The 17,975-nt window shown below is 68.4% G+C and carries 16 protein-coding genes and 2 pseudogenes; 12 read left to right on the top strand and 6 right to left on the bottom strand.

Features of this window, described 5'->3' with window-relative positions; genetic code table 11:
* Positions 1-51: 51 nt before the first annotated feature.
* The gene (locus tag ACIRQ9_RS07140) at positions 52-1,326 is read right to left on the bottom strand and encodes an extracellular solute-binding protein (RefSeq protein WP_404168001.1); all 1,275 of its coding nucleotides are present in this window, start codon (positions 1,324-1,326) and stop codon (positions 52-54) included.
* A gap of 394 nt (positions 1,327-1,720) precedes the next feature.
* Between ACIRQ9_RS07140 and ACIRQ9_RS07135 the strand changes: the two genes are divergently transcribed.
* Positions 1,721-2,743, top strand: coding sequence for a LacI family DNA-binding transcriptional regulator (locus ACIRQ9_RS07135; protein ID WP_404167999.1), 1,023 nt, complete (start codon positions 1,721-1,723; stop codon positions 2,741-2,743).
* 82 nt (positions 2,744-2,825) lie between these two features.
* Positions 2,826-3,647 carry a phosphatase PAP2 family protein gene (locus ACIRQ9_RS07130; protein ID WP_404167997.1) on the top strand — a complete coding sequence of 274 codons (822 nt, stop codon included), beginning with the start codon at positions 2,826-2,828 and terminating at the stop codon, positions 3,645-3,647.
* Positions 3,648-3,679: 32 nt separating this feature from the next.
* Here the strand turns inward: ACIRQ9_RS07130 and ACIRQ9_RS07125 are convergent, their stop codons facing one another.
* The gene (locus ACIRQ9_RS07125; RefSeq protein WP_404167995.1) at positions 3,680-3,823 is read right to left on the bottom strand and encodes a hypothetical protein; all 144 of its coding nucleotides are present in this window, start codon (positions 3,821-3,823) and stop codon (positions 3,680-3,682) included.
* An 11-nt stretch (positions 3,824-3,834) separates the two neighbouring features.
* On the opposite strand from ACIRQ9_RS07125, the pseudogene ACIRQ9_RS07120 reads away from it, so the two are divergent.
* Positions 3,835-4,095, top strand: a pseudogene (locus tag ACIRQ9_RS07120) (TetR/AcrR family transcriptional regulator C-terminal domain-containing protein); the annotation flags it as partial.
* Positions 4,096-4,222: 127 nt separating this feature from the next.
* Here ACIRQ9_RS07120 and ACIRQ9_RS07115 read toward each other — a convergent pair.
* Positions 4,223-7,243 (bottom strand): bifunctional [glutamine synthetase] adenylyltransferase/[glutamine synthetase]-adenylyl-L-tyrosine phosphorylase, encoded by a 3,021-nt coding sequence (locus ACIRQ9_RS07115; protein ID WP_404167993.1) that lies wholly within the window; start codon positions 7,241-7,243, stop codon positions 4,223-4,225.
* A gap of 146 nt (positions 7,244-7,389) precedes the next feature.
* Between ACIRQ9_RS07115 and ACIRQ9_RS07110 the strand changes: the two genes are divergently transcribed.
* The 5 genes from ACIRQ9_RS07110 (at position 7,390) to ACIRQ9_RS07090 (ending at position 11,540) form a co-directional block, all read left to right on the top strand.
* Positions 7,390-7,965, top strand: a complete 576-nt coding sequence (locus ACIRQ9_RS07110) for a pyridoxamine 5'-phosphate oxidase family protein (RefSeq protein ID WP_404167991.1) — start codon at positions 7,390-7,392, stop codon at positions 7,963-7,965.
* A gap of 70 nt (positions 7,966-8,035) precedes the next feature.
* The gene (locus ACIRQ9_RS07105) at positions 8,036-8,935 is read left to right on the top strand and encodes an alkaline phosphatase family protein (protein WP_404167989.1); all 900 of its coding nucleotides are present in this window, start codon (positions 8,036-8,038) and stop codon (positions 8,933-8,935) included.
* Position 8,936: 1 nt separating this feature from the next.
* Entirely contained in the window at positions 8,937-10,205 is a 1,269-nt protein-coding gene (locus ACIRQ9_RS07100) for an MFS transporter (protein WP_404167987.1), read from the top strand.
* Positions 10,202-11,221 (top strand): TolB family protein, encoded by a 1,020-nt coding sequence (locus tag ACIRQ9_RS07095; RefSeq protein ID WP_404167985.1) that lies wholly within the window; start codon positions 10,202-10,204, stop codon positions 11,219-11,221. Before ACIRQ9_RS07100 ends, ACIRQ9_RS07095 begins: the two co-directional genes overlap by 4 nt.
* Before the next feature lie 130 nt (positions 11,222-11,351).
* A complete protein-coding gene (locus ACIRQ9_RS07090; RefSeq protein WP_404167983.1) occupies positions 11,352-11,540 on the top strand; it encodes a hypothetical protein in 189 nt (62 codons plus the stop codon).
* 87 nt (positions 11,541-11,627) lie between these two features.
* Here the strand turns inward: ACIRQ9_RS07090 and ACIRQ9_RS07085 are convergent.
* Positions 11,628-11,717: pseudogene (locus tag ACIRQ9_RS07085) on the bottom strand (glutamine synthetase); the annotation flags it as partial.
* 1,207 nt (positions 11,718-12,924) lie between these two features.
* Between ACIRQ9_RS07085 and ACIRQ9_RS07080 the strand changes: the two are divergent.
* The 4 genes from ACIRQ9_RS07080 (at position 12,925) to ACIRQ9_RS07065 (ending at position 16,567) form a co-directional block, all read left to right on the top strand.
* Positions 12,925-13,911: a hypothetical protein gene (locus ACIRQ9_RS07080; protein WP_404167981.1), complete on the top strand. Its 987-nt coding sequence runs from the start codon at positions 12,925-12,927 to the stop codon at positions 13,909-13,911.
* A gap of 22 nt (positions 13,912-13,933) precedes the next feature.
* Positions 13,934-15,220, top strand: coding sequence for a PIN-like domain-containing protein (locus ACIRQ9_RS07075; protein WP_404167979.1), 1,287 nt, complete (start codon positions 13,934-13,936; stop codon positions 15,218-15,220).
* 317 nt (positions 15,221-15,537) lie between these two features.
* Entirely contained in the window at positions 15,538-15,999 is a 462-nt protein-coding gene (locus ACIRQ9_RS07070; protein WP_404167977.1) for a GntR family transcriptional regulator, read from the top strand.
* 1 nt (position 16,000) lies between these two features.
* A complete protein-coding gene (locus tag ACIRQ9_RS07065; protein WP_404167975.1) occupies positions 16,001-16,567 on the top strand; it encodes an HD domain-containing protein in 567 nt (188 codons plus the stop codon).
* Here the strand turns inward: ACIRQ9_RS07065 and ACIRQ9_RS07060 are convergent.
* Together ACIRQ9_RS07060 and ACIRQ9_RS07055 are read right to left on the bottom strand one after the other, a co-directional pair.
* Complete coding sequence (locus ACIRQ9_RS07060) at positions 16,555-17,028, bottom strand: NUDIX domain-containing protein (RefSeq protein ID WP_404167973.1); 474 nt, start codon at positions 17,026-17,028, stop codon at positions 16,555-16,557. The genes ACIRQ9_RS07065 and ACIRQ9_RS07060 overlap by 13 nt on opposite strands.
* A gap of 2 nt (positions 17,029-17,030) precedes the next feature.
* Positions 17,031-17,789 carry a helix-turn-helix domain-containing protein gene (locus ACIRQ9_RS07055; RefSeq protein ID WP_404167971.1) on the bottom strand — a complete coding sequence of 253 codons (759 nt, stop codon included), beginning with the start codon at positions 17,787-17,789 and terminating at the stop codon, positions 17,031-17,033.
* Between the last annotated feature and the right edge of the window lie 186 nt (positions 17,790-17,975).

The following is a 17,975-nucleotide window of genomic DNA, read 5'->3' as shown; positions in this document are numbered from 1 at the left end:
TGGCCGCCGGACCCTCCCCAGCGGTCGGGGGGATCCGGCGGCCGCTCGGACCTACTTGCTGAAGTCGGGGACGAGCTTCTCGACCCCGAGTTCGGCGTTGCCCAGGCCCTTGTCGAGGGACTCCTTGCCGCCGGCGACCTTGGTCAGCTCGGTGCCGACCGGGCCCCACAGGGAGGAGTACTCGGCCAGCGCCGGGCGCGGCTGCGCGGAGGACAGGACGGCCTGGTAGCCGGCGATGCCCGGGTCGGACTTGACCTCGGCGGTGTACGCGTCGGAGCGGGTCGGCAGGGTGGAGTTCTTCAGGGCGATCTGCGTCTGCGTCTTGGCGGACGTCATGAAGGCGACGAACTTCTCGGCGGCTTCCTGGTGGGCCTTGTCGATGCCGGCGTAGATGGAGAGGTTGTGGCCGCCGGTGGGGGCGCCCGCCTTGCCGGTGGAGCCGGCCGGGACGGTGGCGATGCCGAGGTTGGACTTGTCGCCGAACGCGGAGCCCTTGTAGAAGTTGGTGATCTCCCAGGGGCCCTCCATGGTCATGGCGACCTTGCCGTTGACGAAGGCGTCCTGGCGGTGGGCGTAGGCGTCGGCGGTGGTGTCCGCCTTCTGCAGGCCCTTGCCGGAGTAGAGGTCCAGCCAGGTCTGGTAGCCCTTCTTGGCCGCCGCCGAGGTGAGGGTGATCTTCTTGGCGGAGGCGTCGACCATGTCGGTGCCCTCGCCGTACAGGAAGGGCTGGGTGTAGTACGCCGCCTCGGGGCCCCAGTAGCCGGTGACCTTGGCCTTGTCCTGGATCTTGGCGGCGTCGGTGCGCACCTCGTCCCAGGTCTTCGGGGCCTCGGTGATGCCGGCCTTCTTCAGCAGGGCCTTGTTGTAGACGAGCGCCAGGGTGTCGGTGACCAGCGGGACACCGTAGGTCTTGCCCTCGTACTGGGCCTGCGTCATCAGGCTGGGCTGGAACTTGTCCTTGTCCGCGAGGGCGCCGGTCCCGTCCAGCGGCAGGAAGTAGCCGGCCTTGGCGAAGGCGGGGGTCCAGCCGACCTCGGAGCGCAGCACGTCGGGGGCGCCCTTGCCGGACTGGGCCGCCGTGTCGAACTTGTTCTGCGCCTGGTCGAACTGGACGTCGACGTAGTTGACCTTGATGCCCTTGTTCGCGGCTTCGAACTCCTTGACCAGGGCCTTGTACGTCGGCGCCTCATTGGTGGCGTTGGAGGTGTCCCACCAGGTGATGGTGACCGGGCCGTCCGACTTGCTGTCGCTGTCGCTCCCGCCGCACGCCGTCGCCGTGAGGGCGAGGGACGCCACCAGCGCGGAGGCCGCTATGCCACGCCGCATGAGTTCTCCTTGAGGGTGAAAAGCCCGAGTGATGCGAGGGCGGCCCCGTCCGCCGTCCTCGCTGTCGTGCCGACAGCGCCTTTGCGGCGGCCGGGCGTCAGGGAACGTAACAGCGATGTAAGCGCGACGAAAGACCTTGCAGCAAAAAAGTGCAAGACATCGCCGAAGTTATCCGCGCGTGACCTCTCGGCGACCACCGTGAGACGCTTGATTGCCGGTTGTTTACGGCGGTAGGGCGCTACGCGGGCCTCTTGTGCAAGACTCTGCAAGCTCTTGCCATCACGTTTCACGAGGGAGTGCGATGACGCAGCAGCCCGCCCCGGGCCGCCCCCCAGGCCGCATCAGGCGCCCGATCGGTGGGCAGGGGGACATGCGGCCGGTACAGTCCAGTGCCGTGACCACACGGCTTGCCGACATCGCAGCGCAGGCGGGGGTGAGCGAGGCGACCGTCAGCCGGGTCCTCAACGGGAAGCCGGGCGTCGCCGCCACCACCCGCCAGTCCGTGCTCGCCGCACTGGACGTCCTCGGCTACGAGCGTCCGGTACGGCTGCGACAGCGCAGCGAGGGCCTGGTGGGGCTGATCACCCCCGAGCTGGAGAACCCGATATTCCCGGCCCTGGCCCAGGTCATCGGCCAGGCGCTGACCCGGCAGGGCTACACCCCGGTGCTCGCCACCCAGACCCCCGGCGGGTCCACGGAGGACGAGCTGACCGAGATGCTGGTGGACCGCGGGGTCGCGGGCATCATCTACGTCTCGGGCCTGCACGCGGACACCACCGCCGACATGCAGCGCTACGAGCGGCTGCGGGCGCAGGGCGTGCCGTACGTCCTGGTGGACGGTTTCTCGCCCAAGGTGCAGGCGCCGTTCATCTCCCCCGACGACCGGGCCGCGATGACCCTGGCCGTCACCCATCTCGCCTCCCTCGGCCACACCCGCATCGGCCTGGCCCTCGGCCCGAAGCGCTTCGTGCCCGTGCAGCGCAAGATCGAGGGCTTCGTACGGGCCGTGCAGGACCAGTTGGGGCTGCCGGCCCAGACGATCGAGACCGAGCTGGTCCAGCACTCCCTCTACACCCTGGAGGGCGGCCAGGCGGCGACCACGGCGCTCATCGACCGCGGTTGCACCGCGATCGTCTGCGCCAGCGACATGATGGCGCTCGGCGCGATACGGGCGGCCAGGCAGCGGGGTCTGGACGTCCCGCGGGACGTCTCGGTGGTCGGTTTCGACGACTCGCCGCTGATCGCCTTCACCGATCCGCCGCTCACCACGGTCCGCAAGCCGGTCCCGGCGATGGGGCAGGCGGCGGTGCGCACCCTGCTGGAGGAGATCGGCGGGACGCCCGCCCCGCACAGCGAGTTCGTTTTCATGCCGGAATTGGTGGTACGCGGTTCTACGGCGGCGGTACCAGCGAAGTAGTCGCCGCGCAGTAGGACATGCACTGCGATGCCAACCTTGGGATGATCTGTCGAAGACGTCTTTTCTGGCAGACTCTGTGCCTATGAGTGACTCGACCGTGACAGAGCCGGAAGGTCGCGCAGAACAGACCCTTCCGCGGACCGTCACGGGCGAAGGAGACCAAGGATTCCTGCGGCGCCTGCGCACCCCGCGCCGGCCCCGGCTGTGGTTCGAGATCCTGCTGATCGCGGTGAGTTACTGGATCTACTCGCTCATCCGCAACGCGGTCCCGGAACAGAAGGCGCAGGCGCTGCGCAACGCGGACTGGGTCTGGCGGGCCGAGCACGTGCTGGGCATCGCCGTCGAGAACTCGGTCAACCATGCCGTGAACTCGGTGACTTGGCTGATCATCGGGATGAACTACTACTACGCGACCTTGCACTTCGTGGTGACGCTGGGGGTGCTGGTGTGGCTCTACCGCAGTCATCCGGGCCGGTACGCGGCGGCCCGCCTCGCCCTCTTCGGGACGACCGGCGTGGCCCTCCTCGGCTACTACCTGTTCCCGCTCGCCCCGCCGCGGCTGACGACCGGCGGCCTGTTCGTCGACACGGTGACGCTCCACCACACCTGGGGTTCGATGGCCTCCGGCGACCTGAAGCACATGTCCAACCAGTATGCCGCGATGCCGTCCATGCACATCGGCTGGTCGCTGTGGTGCGGCCTGACGGTCTTCGCCCTGGCCTCGGTGCCGTGGGCACGGATGCTGGGGCTGCTCTATCCGACGACCACGCTGCTGGTCATCGTCGCCACGGCCAACCACTTCTGGCTGGACGCGGTGGGCGGCATGCTCTGCCTGACCTTCGGCTTCCTGACGGCCCGCCTCTGGTACGGCACGCTGCCCTACACGCTGCCGAGACGGACGTAGCCCGGTCCCGGGCCGCCTCCCCCACCGTCGCTTCACTCGTCCCGGTGCACCACGTGCGCGCCGGTCACCGTCATCCGTACGGGTGCCTGTGCCGGCTCGTGCGCCGGTGCCGCGACGAGGTCGAGGCCGAAGACGGTCAGGTCGGCCCGGTGTCCCGGCGCGACCCGGCCCGCCACCGCGGGTGACCGATCCCGCGACGCTGGACCTGACGCCCTGGGACACCGCGCGGGAGACCTGGGCCCGTTCCTACCGGACCGCGTTCGCCGCGCACCCGAAGACGATCCCGCTCCTGATGACCTCGCCCGTGCGGGCCCCCAGCGTGCCGGCGCCGTACGAGCGCGCGGTCACGGTACTGCTGGAGGCGCGCTTCGCCGCCGCGGCGGTCATGCCGCTGCTGATAGCGCTGGAGGACCTGGCGCTGGGTTCGGCGCCGGACCTGGCGGCGCCGTGGCGCTGGACCTGGCGGCGCCGGAGACGATGCGGGAGCTGACCGCGCGGACCCCGGCCCCGCGGCCGTACGCAGGGCAGTGGCCGTACGCAGGGCAGCGGCCGTACGCCGGCGGCGGTCGCTCCGGCTACGCCCCGTAGAACAGCTCGTCCACCACCACGCGGGCCCGCCGCGCCGTCCGCCGGTAGGCGTCCAGCATGTCCCCGGCGTGCCCGTCCCCGTACCCGAGGTACCGGCCCACAGCGGCCAGTTCCCGGGTCTCGGGGGGAAACGTGTCGCCGGCCCGGCCGCGCACCAGCATGACCGCGTTGCGCACCCGCGTGGCCAGCACCCACGCCTCGTCCAGGATCGCGGCCTCCTCGGTGCCCAGCAGCCCCGCCGCGCACGCCGCGGCCAGCGCCTCGCGGGTCCGGGTGGTGCGCAGCCCCGGCTCGGCCCAGCCGTGCCGCATCTGGAGCAGCTGCACGGTCCACTCCACGTCGGACAGCCCGCCAGGACCGAGCTTGGTGTGCAGCTTGGGGTCGGTCCCGCGCGGCAGCCGTTCGGTCTCCATCCGGGCCTTCAGCCGCCGGATCTCACGGACCGCGTCCTCGCCGAGCCCCTCCGCCGGATAGCGCAGCGGATCGACGAGTTCGATGAACCGGCGGCCCAGTTCCTCGTCGCCCGCGACCGGTTCGGCCCGCAGCAGGGCCTGGGACTCCCAGATCAGCGACCACCGCCGGTAGTACGCCTCGTAGGACTTGAGGGTGCGCACCAGCGGTCCCGACTTGCCCTCGGGCCGCAGGTCGGCGTCGATCAGCAACGGCGGGTCGGCGCTCGGGATCTGGAGCAGCCGCCGCATCTCGGAGACCACCTTGTTCGCCGCGTCGGCGGCCTCCCGCTCGGGCACGCCGTCCTGGGGCTCGTGCACGAACAGCACGTCCGCGTCGGAGCCGTAGCCCAGCTCGTGGCCGCCGAACCGGCCCATCCCGATGATCGTGAACCGGGTCGGCAGCGTGTCGCCCCAGCCCTCGCGGACCACCGCCCGCAGGGTGCCGGCGAGGGTGGCCGCCGTGAGGTCGGAGACCGCGCCGCCGACCCGGTCCACCAGAGCGCCCTGGTCGGCCTCCACGGGGTTGGTCTCGGTGCCGTAGGAGTCGACGATGTCGGCGGCCGCGGTGCGGAACAGCTCGCGGCGGCGCACGCCACGCGCGGCCCGCACGCCGTCCGCGGCGTTGTCGGCGCGGCCGACGGCTGCGAGGGTCTCCCGCTCCAGCTGGGCACGTCCGCGCGGGTCGAGGCCGCCGCCGGGTCCGCCGCCCTCGCGGGCCGCGCCCTCGCCGTCGCCGAGCAGGGCGACCGCCTCGGGCGCGCGCATCAGCAGGTCGGGAGCGAGCCGGCCGGCCGACAGGACCCGGGCGAGGTTCTCGGCGGCGGCGCCCTCGTCCCTGAGCAGCCGCAGGTACCACGGGGTCTTGCCGAGGGCGTCGGAGACCTTGCGGAAGTTCAGCAGGCCCGCGTCCGGGTCGGCGGAGTCGGCGAACCAGCCCAGCAGGACGGGCAGCAGGGTGCGCTGGATGGCGGCCTTGCGGGTGACGCCCGAGGCGAGCGCCTCCAGGTGGCGCAGGGCGGCGGCCGGGTCGGCGTAGCCGAGCGCCTCCAGCCGCTCCCGGGCCGCCTTCGGGCTCAGCCTGACCTCGCCAGGCCCGAGCTGGGCGACCGCGTCGAGCAGCGGACGGTAGAAGAGCTTCTCGTGCAGGCGCCGTACGACACCGGTGTGCCGCTTCCACTCACGGGTCAGCTCGGTCACCGGATCGGTGCGCAGGCCCAGCGAACGGCCGAGGCGGCGCAGGTCGGCCTGGTCCTCGGGGACCAGGTGGGTGCGGCGCAGCCGGTAGAGCTGGATGCGGTGCTCCATGGAGCGCAGGAAGCGGTAGGCGTCGTCGAGCTGGGTGGCGTCGGCACGGCCCACATAGCCGCCCGCGGCGAGGGCCTGGAGGGCGATGAGGGTGCTGCCGGAACGGACGGTGGCGTCGGCGCGCCCGTGCACCAGCTGAAGGAGCTGGACGGCGAACTCGACGTCGCGCAGGCCGCCGGGGCCGAGCTTCAGCTCGCGGTCGACCTCGGCGACAGGGATGTTCGCCACCACCCGGCGGCGCATCTGCTGCACGTCGGCGACGAAGTTGTCGCGTTCGGCGGCCTTCCAGACCATCGGTTCGAGGGCGTCGAGGTACTCCTGGCCCAGGTCGGGGTCGCCGGCGACCGGGCGGGCCTTGAGCAGCGCCTGGAACTCCCAGGTCTTGGCCCACCGCTGGTAGTAGGCGACATGGCTGCTCAGGGTGCGCACGAGGGGACCGTTGCGGCCCTCGGGCCGGAGGTTGGCGTCGACCGGCCAGATCGAGCCCTCCACCGTGGTCTCGGAGCAGATCCGCATCATGTGCGAGGCGAGCTTGGTGGCCGAGCGCAGGGCCTTGGCCTCGTCGGCGCCCGCGGCGGCCTCGGCGACGAAGATGACGTCGACGTCGGAGACGTAGTTCAGTTCGTGGCCGCCGCACTTGCCCATGGCGATCACCGAGAGCCGGCAGGCGGCGGCGTCCTCGGGCGCGGCGCGCCCGGCGAGGGCGAGGGCGGCGCGCAGGGTGGCGGTGGCGAGGTCGGCCAGCTCGGCGGCGGTCTGGGCGACGTCGATGGTGCCGCACACGTCCCGGGCGGCGATGGACAGCAGGCAGCGCCGGTAGGCGACCCGCAGGCCGACCGGGTCGCCGGCCTCGGCCAGGCCGCGCTCGAACTCCACGACGCCCGGGTGCAGGTCCCGGGGCTCGTAGGTGACCAGCGCCTCCCAGTCCCGCGGGTGCCGGACCAGGTGGTCGGCGAGCGCGGCGGAGGCGCCGAGGACGCCCAGCAGGCGGTCCCGCAGCGGCTTGGCCGCTATCAGGGTGTCGAGCAGTTCCCGGTGGGCGGTGGGGCCGGGCTGGGCCTCGAGGAGCCGTACCAGGCCGTCCAGGGCGAGATCCGGGTCGGCGGTGGCACCGAGTGCCTCCAGGAGGACCGGGTCGTCGCGCACGGCCGCCAGTTCGGGGCCGTCGAGCAGCCGCTCGGCGGCCGAGGCATCGGTGAAGCCGTGCCGCAGCAGTCGCGTGAAAGTACTGCTCCTGCGCCCCGGCGTCATCCGCGGCCTCCCATCGGATCGCGAACCGGATCAAGGTCGTCCACGCCAGAGCCTAACCGCAGAGCCGGTCCCGGGCGCCGATGAGTTCGCGGCGCGATCGTGGTCCTCACCGGGTGTGCACCGGCAGCAGGACCGAAGGAGGCATCATGCGCGAACCCGAGGGTGTGCTGGACGCCCGCTACAGCAGCCCCGGCGCCCGGGCCCGTGACTGGGCGGAGGCGGAGCGGCTGCTCACCGGCGCCGAGCTGTTCTGGCTGTCCACGGTACGGCCGGACGGGCGGCCGCACGTCACCCCGCTGCTCGCGGTCTGGCACGACGGCGCCCTGCACTTCAGCACCGGCCCCGGCGAGCGCAAGGAGCGCAACCTCGCGGGGAACCCGCACGTCGTCCTGACCACCGGCGTCAACGGCTGGGACCGGGGATTCGACCTGGCGGTGGAGGGTGAGGCGGTGCGGGTCGCGGACGACGGGCGGCTGCGCGAGCTGGCGGCTGCCTGGGAGGCGAAGTACGGCCCGTCCTGGCACTACGAGGTGGCCGACGGCCACTTCCACCACGGGCCCGGCCGGGCCCTGGTCCTCGCGGTGCGGCCGCGCAGGGTCCTCGGCTTCGGCAAGGGGGAGCCGTTCAGCCAGACGACGTGGACGTGGGCCGACCAGGCGGCCCGCGGGAGCAGTTCACCCGGTCTTCATCCGCCGGGTCGGGGGCGGTGGGACAGGAGATAATTGGCGTGTGCATGCTCTGTCCGCACCGCCACCGAACCCCTCCCACCCTTCCCCAGCACCGGAGGTTGATGTGTCCGGCAGTTCCGCACGTTCGTCGACGCTGCGCCGAGCCCGTACCGCGGTGGCCTCCGCCACCGCCTTCACCGCGGCCGCGGCCGGCCTGTGGACCGGGCTCGGCGGCACGACCGCGCACGCCGCGAGTGCCGTACCGGCCCCGGACCACGTGATCGTCGTGGTCTTCGAGAACCACGCGTACAGCCAGGTCATCGGCTCGTCCAGCGCCCCGTACATCAACTCGCTGGCGTCCGGCGGCGCCAACCTGACCCAGATGTACGCCGAGACCCACCCGAGCCAGCCCAACTACTTCGCCCTGTTCTCCGGCGCCACCCAGGGCATCACCGACGACGGCTGCTACACCGCGGGCTTCTCCAAGGCGGCGAACCTCGCCTCCGAGCAGCTGGCGGCCGGCCGCACCTGGGCCAGCTACAACGAGACCCTGCCGAGCCAGGGCTCGACCACGTGCAGCAGCGGCGACTACGCGCGCAAGCACAACCCGTGGTTCGGCTTCAGCAACGTCCCGACGTCGACCGCCAAGACGTTCACCCAGTTCCCGACCGACTACACCACCCTGCCCCAGCTCTCCTTCGTCACCCCCAACCTGTGCAGCGACATGCACGACTGCTCGGTGTCCACCGGCGACACCTGGCTGAAGAACAAACTCGGCGCGTACGCGACCTGGGCCAAGACCCACAACAGCCTCCTCGTCGTCACCATGGACGAGGACAACCGCCTGGCCGGCAACCGCATCCCGACGGTCCTGTACGGCCAGCCGGTCAAGGCGGGCGCCACCTCCTCCACCACCTACAACCACTACGACCTGCTGCGCACCCTGGAGGACACCCAGGGCCTGAGCGCGCACGCCGGCAACGCGGCCTCGGCCGACGACATCACCGGGATCTGGGCGTCCTGACGTGTACGTAGCGGACAGCCGCGCGAGCACCCCGGCGGCGTCCGCGGAAGGGACCGCCCGGCCCGCACCGGCCGGGCGGTACCGCACCGCGGTCGCCCCCACCGTCCTCGCCCTCGGCACGGTCAGCCTGATCACCGACGTGTCCTCGGAGATGGTGACGGCGGTCCTGCCGCTGTACCTGGTGGCGGGCCTGGGCCTGTCCCCGCTGGGCTTCGGTCTCCTGGACGGCGTCTACAACGGCTTCTCGGCGGTCGTCCGCCTGGTCGGCGGCCACCTCGCGGACCGCGGCGGCGGCCGGCACAAGTGGGTGGCGGGCGCGGGCTACGCGCTCTCCGCGCTGTGCAAGCCCCTGCTGCTGGTCGCCCACACCCTCACCCCCATCGGCCTGGTGCTGGCCGCGGACCGCACCGGCAAGGGCCTGCGCACGGCCCCGCGCGACGCCCTCATCTCGCTCTCCAGCACCCCCGAGACCCGCGGCCGCGCCTTCGGCGCGCACCGGGCGATGGACACGGCGGGCGCCCTGCTCGGCCCGCTGGCCGCGTTCCTGATCCTGCGGGCGACGGTGGACGGCTACGACGCGGTGTTCACGGTGAGCTTCTGCGTGGCGGTGACCGGGGTCCTGGTGCTGGTCCTGTTCGTGCCGGGAGGCCGGGGCGCGGCGGCTCCCGCCGACGCCCGCCCCACCCTGCGCGCGGCCCTCGCCCTGCTCGCCCACCGGGACCTGCGCCGCCTCACGGTGTGCGCGCTGCTCCTCGGCCTCGCGACGGTCAGCGACTCCTTCGTCTACCTGCTGCTGCAACGCCGGCTCGGCGTCCCGGACCGCTGGTTCGCCCTCCTCCCGCTCGGGACGGCCGCCGCGTTCCTCCTGCTGGCCGTGCCCCTCGGCCGCCTCGCGGACCGCTGGGGCCGCTGGCACGTCTTCCTGGCCGGCCACGGCGCCCTGCTGCTGGCGTACGCCCTGCTGCTCACGTCCCGGCACGGCTCGGCCCTGCCGTACGCGGTCCTCGCCCTGCACGGCACGTTCTACGCGGCGACCGACGGGGTGCTGATGGCGGCCGCCTCGGACAGCGTGCCGCAGGCGCTGCGCTCCTCGGGCCTGGCGCTGGTCCAGACGGGCCAGGCGGGAGCGCGGTTCGCCTGCTCGCTGGCGTTCGGCGCGGCCTGGACGCTGTGGGGCGACCGTACGGCCCTGCTGCTGGCCACGGCCGCGCTCGCCGCGTGCGCCGCCTACGCCGTGTCCCTGCGTCCCGTCCGGAAGGCGGCCGTATGACCCCGCGCTCCCGTGTCCTGATCCTCGTGTCGGCGCTGGCGGTCCTGACGGCCGTCGCCCTGACCGCCGTCCTGCACGCCTCGGCACGGGCCGAGCGCCGCGACCAGGTCCAGGCGGGCGGCCCCGAGGTCTCCGCGGGCACGGTCACCCTGACCGCCCGACACCGCATGGTCTTCCGCAACATGGCGTGGGGCCCGCACCGCGACGAGCTGACCACGGTCCCGGCGTCCGACCCGTCCGCCCCGCGCACCGCGTCCGGCGTCAAGTGCCTGCGGTTCCACGCCGCCGCGGGCACCGGCGTCTGCCTCCAGGCCGTCCACGGCCCGGTCTCGGACACCTACCGCGCCCTGGTCCTCAACGCGCGGCTGCACGCCACCGCCCACTACGACGTCCCGGGCATCCCGTCCCGCGCCCGGGTCTCCCCCAGCGGCCGGTACGCGGCCTGGACGGCGTTCGTGGGCGGTGACAGCTACGCCGGCACGGACTTCTCCACGCGCACGGCGATCGTCGACACCCGCACCGGCACGCTGATCCCCTCCCTGGAGGCGTTCCGCGTCCTGAGGGACGGCCGCTCCTACCACGCGGCGGACGTCAACCTCTGGGGCGTGACGTTCGCGTCCGACGACCGCACCTTCTACGCCACCCTGGCGACGAAGGGCTCGACGTACCTGGTCCGCGGCGACCTGCGCACCCGCACGGTCACCACCGTCCACCCGAACGTCGAATGCCCCTCCCTCTCCCCGGACGGCACCCGCGTCGCCTACAAGAAGCGCGTCCAGGGCCTCCCGGAGGACGCCCCCTGGCACCTGTACGTGCTGGACCTCGGGACGATGCGGGAGACCCCGCTGGCCGAGTCCCGCAGCGTCGACGACCAGGCGGTGTGGAAGGACGACCACACGCTCGTCTACGCCCTGCCGGGCGACTACGGGGCGGACCTGTACGAGATCCCGGCCGACGGCACCGGCACGCCACGGCGCCTCACCACCGCGGCGGTGTCACCGGCGTACGTGCCCTGAACCACGCGGCACGGACCCCGCCCCCCGTCCGCGATGTCACCCGAACGGCCCAGCATGACGTGTCGCCCGTATGGCTGAACCCCAAGCTGATGGGTGTCCCGACCGAGGCAACCCGTGAAAGGCGAACCACATGCGCATTCGACGAATCCTCGCCGCCGTCATCGCCACGGCGGCTCTCGCCGGACTCGGCCTCACAGGCGCCGTCACGGCGTCCGCCGCCAGCCTCACCCCGGGTGAGTGCGAACAGGGCGGCGGAACCGTCAACTGGGCGAACAACACGTGCAAGGGCGGTTCGTTCGACGGACAGATGGTGGACTGACCCCCACCGGGCGCCCCGCAGCCGAGCCACGCGCTGCGGGGCGCACCCGTGCCGGAAGCAGCCGGGAGGCCGCCCCGGCCCGCGCCCCTACAGCACCGGCAGGTTCTTCCGCAGCTCGAAGGCGGTGACCTCGCTGCGGTACTCGTACCACTCCTGGCGCTTGTTGCGCAGGAAGTGACGTCGGCCCGGAGCGACCTCATGCGATCGGCGTCGGCGCAGCGTTGGACCGGGATCGGATGGCCGTCGTTGGTCGCTATTGGTCACCCTGGGCCGCCCTTCGACGGCCCAGAGACGGCCCAGCCCTGCACCCTCAGGGTAGGGAATCTCGTTGTCAGTACCTTGATCTACCGTGTCCCCTCATGGCCCCATCTGAGATCACACGCGCCGGAATCCTGCGAGCGATTGACGAGCACGATCGACTCGGGGTGGAAGCGTTCCGCGCCACCTACGGCTTCCACGCGGCTGCAACCTATCTACTCGTTCACGAGGGACGACACTACGACTCGAAAGCCATAGCCGGCGTTGCTCACAAGTACGACTTCGGCGAAGCACTCAGGCCTTCAACGCCAGGATTCAGCGGCGGCCTCAAGGCCGCCGTAGCGTGGCTGCGGCGCGAGGGCTTCACTGTCGTGGAGCTGCCCAAAACCTTCCACCGACGCGTGGGAGACCTCCGAGCATCCTCGCCGCCACCGCGAAGAAGCTGCATGTAGGGGCACTTCGCTAGTTGTCGACGGGGCCGCCCCTGGGCACCAAGGGGCGGGGCACACCTTGTGCGTGGGTGCCGCCCCTTGGCGCATGGTCTGCGGGGGCTGTCAAGGTACGTCGCTGACCTGGCAAAACGGGGTTGGCTGGCGTTGGCTGTTGTTGAGTTCGCCTGACGCCGTTGTGCGCTCGTTGTGCCCTCCGATGCTGTGAGTCGGCGGATTCACAGCGGGCTGACCCTCATGCCTCTGACCACGCAATTCGAGGACATATACGTCGCCGAGAACGCCAGAGCGACCGTCCTCCAGGCTTCACGGGAGCGGTGCACCCTCTTGAGCCGCCACCCGCAGCCTTCCTCGACCTGCGCGGCGACGATCGACACTATTCGCCAACTTCGCTACTCCACGCTCGATTCCGCCCCTGAGATGGCCTCACGGCCACCAACCTCCGTGCCTCATGGCGCCCTCCGGCACTGCCGCAAGCACGCGGGGTACGGCTGATTGCGGTACCCCGAAGCTGTCGGTCGCTGGCCCCTCAGCCACTAAGCTACGGGCGGCTCCTCAACGTTGCCGCGGGCCACTGTCCGGCTGCGACCACGATGGATTCGTCGTCTCACATGTTGCCAACTTCGTAGACCTGACCCGCAAAGTGTTGCACCATTGAGGGCCAAGAGGGGGGCAACGTGCTGATCCGAGAATTTCTGTATGTCGACGTCGAGAAGGTGCGCTCAATTCTTGCGCAAGTCGAGGGAAGCGTTCCCGAGACGTCCAGCGCTGCGGAGCGAACTGTCAGAAATGGACATGGCGACAGCAGGACAACCTACAACTATGAGTCCTCAGACGAGTCGCGCATTAACAAGTCACTTGCAGATTCGCTCTTCCCCAGCCTTGAGGAATCGCTGAATTCCGAAGACCTCGTGCGGGATATCACCGAGAAGGCAAAGAATTCGGAATATTGGACGTCAGGAAACCTCAGAGCTGAAAACCCCCCTGGTTCACTCATTCGTCTCACCGCCCCTGGTGCACTCTTCGACGCGCGGTACGTTGCCGCATCTTTCGCGGGCCTAGGAGCGTCCGTTACCGGCTTTCAAGGCTTGGACTCAGAGACCCCCGAACCGGCCACGCTACCGCCCGCGGTACGTAGAAGGATAAACAAGAGCCAGGGAAAGGGTGGGAATAGTCATACCGCCTCGAATGAGCTAGAAGATAGAGTCCCGGAATTCACCTTTTCGGGCGGTGAAGATTTCAATAGTGAGAACTTGCGCAACATGATTAAGATAGCGCGAGGCCTCTTCACCCCCGGACTGCACCTCAACTTCTTTCCAGTCGATGACTTCGATTACTCGGTTAGCGTACGCTTGAATGAGGGTCGGCAGTACCTGGACAGTGACTCAGAGATTCTTTTTGCGAGATACGGGACTCAAGAGCAAGAATGGACGCTGGTGGGGAGCATCGGGCATCACGCCGATGAAGGGTCCACCATTTTCGATGAAGCTGGGTCCTTCACTGATGAATCCGGCAGAGTTGTCCGAGGGAGAGCCGCTAAGTTCATTAACCGTTTCCTAGGCTTCATGGGTGCATCAGGCTTTTCTGATCTTCCGCAGTATCCGGGGTTTTCTGTCGTACCCCTTGCGGTTTATCGTCAAATCCCTGTTGGCGGACGCCCGTAGGACTCAAGAGGAACACTCGGCCATGCGCACAGAATTCAGCGAGTATTATTCACCCACGGACGAAGAATATCGAGCCATTCTGACTAGTGGGACTATCGTCCTAGACGCCAACGTCCTTCTCGCCCCGTACAAGCTGGGTGCTGACGCCAGGAGGCAGACTTTCTCAATTCTCGAGTCTCTACGAGAGAGGATCTGGATCCCATACCAAGCCGGATGGGAGTTTTTCGAAAATCGTCCGAACGTCATAGCCGGCGAAGACAAAGTTTACCAGGGCCTATTGAAGCCGCTGACGGATGCCATTACGAAGCTTGACAACCACTTCGATACGCTGAGGGGGCATCCTGTAGTAACAGACGAAGAGCGAGTTAGGATCATGCGTCACGTAGAGGACGCTGTATCTTCGGTACAGCGCCTAAGTGGCGGCCGCGACGGCAGGTTGGAAGACGCGCTCCAAGTCGACCCCGTATTGCAGCAATGGGAGGTAATTCTGGCAGGCCGTCTTGGAGGTCAACCTTCCGACGAAACGGTAGCCGATCGTGAGAAATTGGCGGAGAAACGCTACGCCAGCAAAATTCCGCCTGGGCATCTGGACTCAGAAAAAGAATCCAACAAGTACGGCGACGCCCTGCTGTGGTTGGACCTCCTTGAGAAGGTGCGCGCCAATCCTGGGCCTGTGCTGATGATTACTAACGACGTCAAGGAAGATTGGTATAGGAGGCAAAGTGGACGTACTATTGGTCCGCGAGTGGAGCTTGTTCGCGAGATGGCTAATGTAGGGGGGAAATATTACCAGCAGCGACTAGCGGCCTTTCTTCAGCGAGCCGCCCAGATTGTAGACAAAAGGGTTTCCGCGGAGTCGCTTGAGGCTATTTCGAGAACATCTGAGGGAGTGGGCCAGACGCTCCTCAACCGACTGGTGCATGAAATCGGTATTGCTGTTCCGGGGGTCACTTTTTCGCAGCCCATATCTGACAGCGGCCCGTCCCCCGACCTACTTGTAAATACGCCGGTGGGCGTCGTAGGAGTCGAGTTCAAGAACTACTCTCGCAAAATCACGGGCCGTGACCTTGAGTATGTAGAGCACATGCTGGCAAGCCATGTCATGGATGGGTTCCTGCTCGTCTCTTCTGGCGAAGTTTCCCCCATGGCCGCCCGCACGGTTGTCCAAGCAGCCGGGCGTAAGCGTATTGCAGCAAGGGTTGTAGAGGTGAACGATTTTCATTCACCGCACGCGATCACTCAGTCATTCCTGGAACTCCTCGATCAAATTCGAGGGCATGGGACTATCAACAAGAATTGGCAATATTGATGCGTGCCCGACTCTGCACATCTTTGGTAGGCCGCGCCTAATTCTGCGTCATCAACAAAGGTGGCGCGCAGAAACCTTCGTCACCAAGGCGTGTGTCAAACGGAATTGCCGGGGGAGGGCAACACCAGACACCACCGCCGACCCGATTGAGGCGAGGCCCGAGGGGCTGGATAGCGGGCCGTTTCACCGTCAGGGTACATCTCACCGGGAGTTGGCATTCGATGGCTGACGCTCGCACCTGTCCGGCCGTGGCCGCTTGAGAGCGGGGCATGGGAGTCTTGGGGGGATGACGACAGGCGAGCGGAGAGGGAGAGCGAGTGTCGCAGCAGGCCAACCCTCGGGGAACCTTCCTGAAGATTGCCGACTCCGTGAAGAGGCAGATCGAGGACGACCCGGGCATGGCGGAGCTGCCGTCTCTGGCTGAGGTCATGCGCGACCATAAGATCTCGCGGGGGGTCGCCCTCCGTGCGTTCGGCGTGCTGCGTCAGGAGGGCGTGGCCGAGCCGGTACCGGGCGAGCGGTGGCGCGTCGTACGCGCGGAGGCGCGAGTCGACCGGCGCCCGCTCGATCAACGGGTTGCCGAGATCATTGTGACTGAGGGACTCAAAGCAGGGGATGCGTTCCCGAGCGCTTCCGTGCTGGCGGAGCGGTTCGGGGTGTCACGTCCGACCGTGACCAAGGCACTGCAGAAGTTGGAATCCGCTGGCGTGCTGGCGGGTGGAGGGCAGGGCAAGGTGCGGACGGTCCGCGCCGTGCCGGCGCGAGAAGGGCGTTCGTAGCTTGTCAACGTTGACAGAGTGGGCCTATCCCCTGGCTGAGTCGCTGCTCGCTGAGTCGCTGCCGAGACGCTGGAAACACTGCCTCGGGGTCGCTGAGAGGGCGCGCACCATCGCGCTCATCCTCGATCAGGATGCGGACGTGTTGGAGGCCGCGGCGGTTCTGCATGACATCGGCTACGCGCCGGATCTCGCTAAGACCGGCTTTCATCCCCTGGACGGCGCAAGGTATCTCCGGGACGTGGCCGATGCCGACGAGCGGATCGTCAACCTCGTCGCTCATCACTCGTGTTCATGGCTTGAGGCCGATGCGCGGGGCTTGCGCGCTGAGCTAGACGGCGAGTTTTCCCGTGAGAGCGAGCACCTGAACGACGCGCTCTGCTACTGCGACATGAACACCACCCCGGACGGCACGCCGACCAACCCCGTGGACCGGATCAACGAAATCACTGGGCGCTACGGGCCGGACAGCCTGATCGGCCGGTTCATCCGGCGTGCCGAACCCGAGATCCTTGCGTGCACATGCCGCGTCCTCGAACGGGTCGCCGCCGCAAAGCGTCAGCCGATGTAAGGCGCCGTGCGCGTCCGGTCCATAGCGTGCTCAATCCGGAGCCGCATCGTGGGGTGCACGTCCAGCGTCACCAGGTCCGCCGGGTCAACCCAGCGGACCTGAGTCGTCTCGTTGCTCGTACGAAGGCCGCCGCCGACCGGCCGGGCCCGGAAGCAAATGCTGAACTGCTGACGGACTTCACCATCGTCGTACTGCATGACGTGCCCGGGGTCTGTGTAGAGGCCGGACACGTCGACCACTTCCGCCCTGATGCCGGTCTCCTCCCAGACCTCACGCACCACCGTGTCACTGATCGACTCGCCTACGTCGTGCCCACCGCCGGGCAGTGCCCAGCGCCCGTTGTCGGACCGCTGGATCATGAGCACTTGGCCTGCATCGTTCTGTACGAACGCCACGACGGACGGCACGACCGAGTTGGCCGGCGGAGCGTCGGGGTCGTGCAGGTAGTCAATGCGTCCCATGGTCAAGCTCCCGTGATGTCTTGTTCCGTGACCTGGCGAGCGCCTCCCCAGGTCTGTTCGATGCTATTCGCATACGTGTCGAACAGGCCGCCACCCGGTAGTCGTCGCAGGTGGAAGACCGGAGCCATGTAGGCACCGATGCCGTACACGTGGGGGTTCACGAGCATCTCGTCATCGGACCGGTAGATCGAGTTGTAGAGGGTCGTCGCGTGGAGCCGGAACCCAATCTCCGGATGGCTCTTGAGTAGCGGCCGGTAGTTCACCAGCGCGTTCCGGATCTTGCCGTCCATGATGCGGTGACCTTCATCTATGCCGCGTTGTCGAACAGCCTCACTGTCCGGATCCCCGAGCAGGATGCGCACCTGAGTGGTCCCCTTCACCTTCTCCTTCAAGAGGTCCAGGAACACAGGATCCTCGGACAGGAAGAGCCCCGAGTAGACGAGGACATCGAGGCTGTTCTCAGCTCGTGCGTAGATCTCGCGCCACAGGTTGGGCGGCACCGTGTGCCGGTGGGGGTAGACGCTGACAATCTCGGCTTTCGTCAAGTCTGCCGCGCTCTCGACGGCACGATCGTCATCCCACAGCGTCGTCACGTTGACCTTGAGCGCCACCGCGGTGGCGTATTGGTGTCGGCGATACGGCACCTTCCCCTTGGTGATCCAACGTTCGATCGTCTTCGGGTTGACGTCGATCTCTTCGGCGAGCGTCTGAACCGTCATGCCGGCGGCCAACAAAGCAGACCGCAAACGTTCGTTGGACATCTGCACCCCCGGTGGGACGTCTCGGGACCTCTTGAAGGTACCGAGACGTCCTTGAGGTGTCCATGCGCGGGGTGACCAAGTCCCCTGAGCTGGAGCAATGCTGATGGGGCGCCAGTAAGTGCCGGCGCAGAACCAAGAGATTCCGTCGCTGTACTTGACGGAGCCCCATGCAGTACCTGTAAAACA

The organism is Streptomyces sp. NPDC101237, from assembly GCF_044767465.1.
Lineage (GTDB): Bacteria > Actinomycetota > Actinomycetes > Streptomycetales > Streptomycetaceae > Streptomyces > Streptomyces gramineus.
Note: the sequence above shows the minus strand (reverse complement) of the source record. Positions and strands in the feature narration are given on the sequence as shown.

Excerpts from the sequence above, each read along its gene's own strand:
- ACIRQ9_RS07140 (WP_404168001.1), bottom strand. The coding sequence starts at position 1,326 with ATGCGGCGTGGCATAGCGGCCTCCGCGCTGGTGGCGTCCCTCGCCCTC.
- ACIRQ9_RS07130 (WP_404167997.1), top strand. The coding sequence starts at position 2,826 with ATGAGTGACTCGACCGTGACAGAGCCGGAAGGTCGCGCAGAACAGACC.
- ACIRQ9_RS07115 (WP_404167993.1), bottom strand. The coding sequence starts at position 7,243 with ATGACGCCGGGGCGCAGGAGCAGTACTTTCACGCGACTGCTGCGGCAC.
- ACIRQ9_RS07110 (WP_404167991.1), top strand. The coding sequence starts at position 7,390 with ATGCGCGAACCCGAGGGTGTGCTGGACGCCCGCTACAGCAGCCCCGGC.
- ACIRQ9_RS07095 (WP_404167985.1), top strand. The coding sequence starts at position 10,202 with ATGACCCCGCGCTCCCGTGTCCTGATCCTCGTGTCGGCGCTGGCGGTC.
- ACIRQ9_RS07090 (WP_404167983.1), top strand. The coding sequence starts at position 11,352 with ATGCGCATTCGACGAATCCTCGCCGCCGTCATCGCCACGGCGGCTCTC.
- ACIRQ9_RS07075 (WP_404167979.1), top strand. The coding sequence starts at position 13,934 with ATGCGCACAGAATTCAGCGAGTATTATTCACCCACGGACGAAGAATAT.
- ACIRQ9_RS07060 (WP_404167973.1), bottom strand. The coding sequence starts at position 17,028 with ATGGGACGCATTGACTACCTGCACGACCCCGACGCTCCGCCGGCCAAC.
- ACIRQ9_RS07055 (WP_404167971.1), bottom strand. The coding sequence starts at position 17,789 with ATGTCCAACGAACGTTTGCGGTCTGCTTTGTTGGCCGCCGGCATGACG.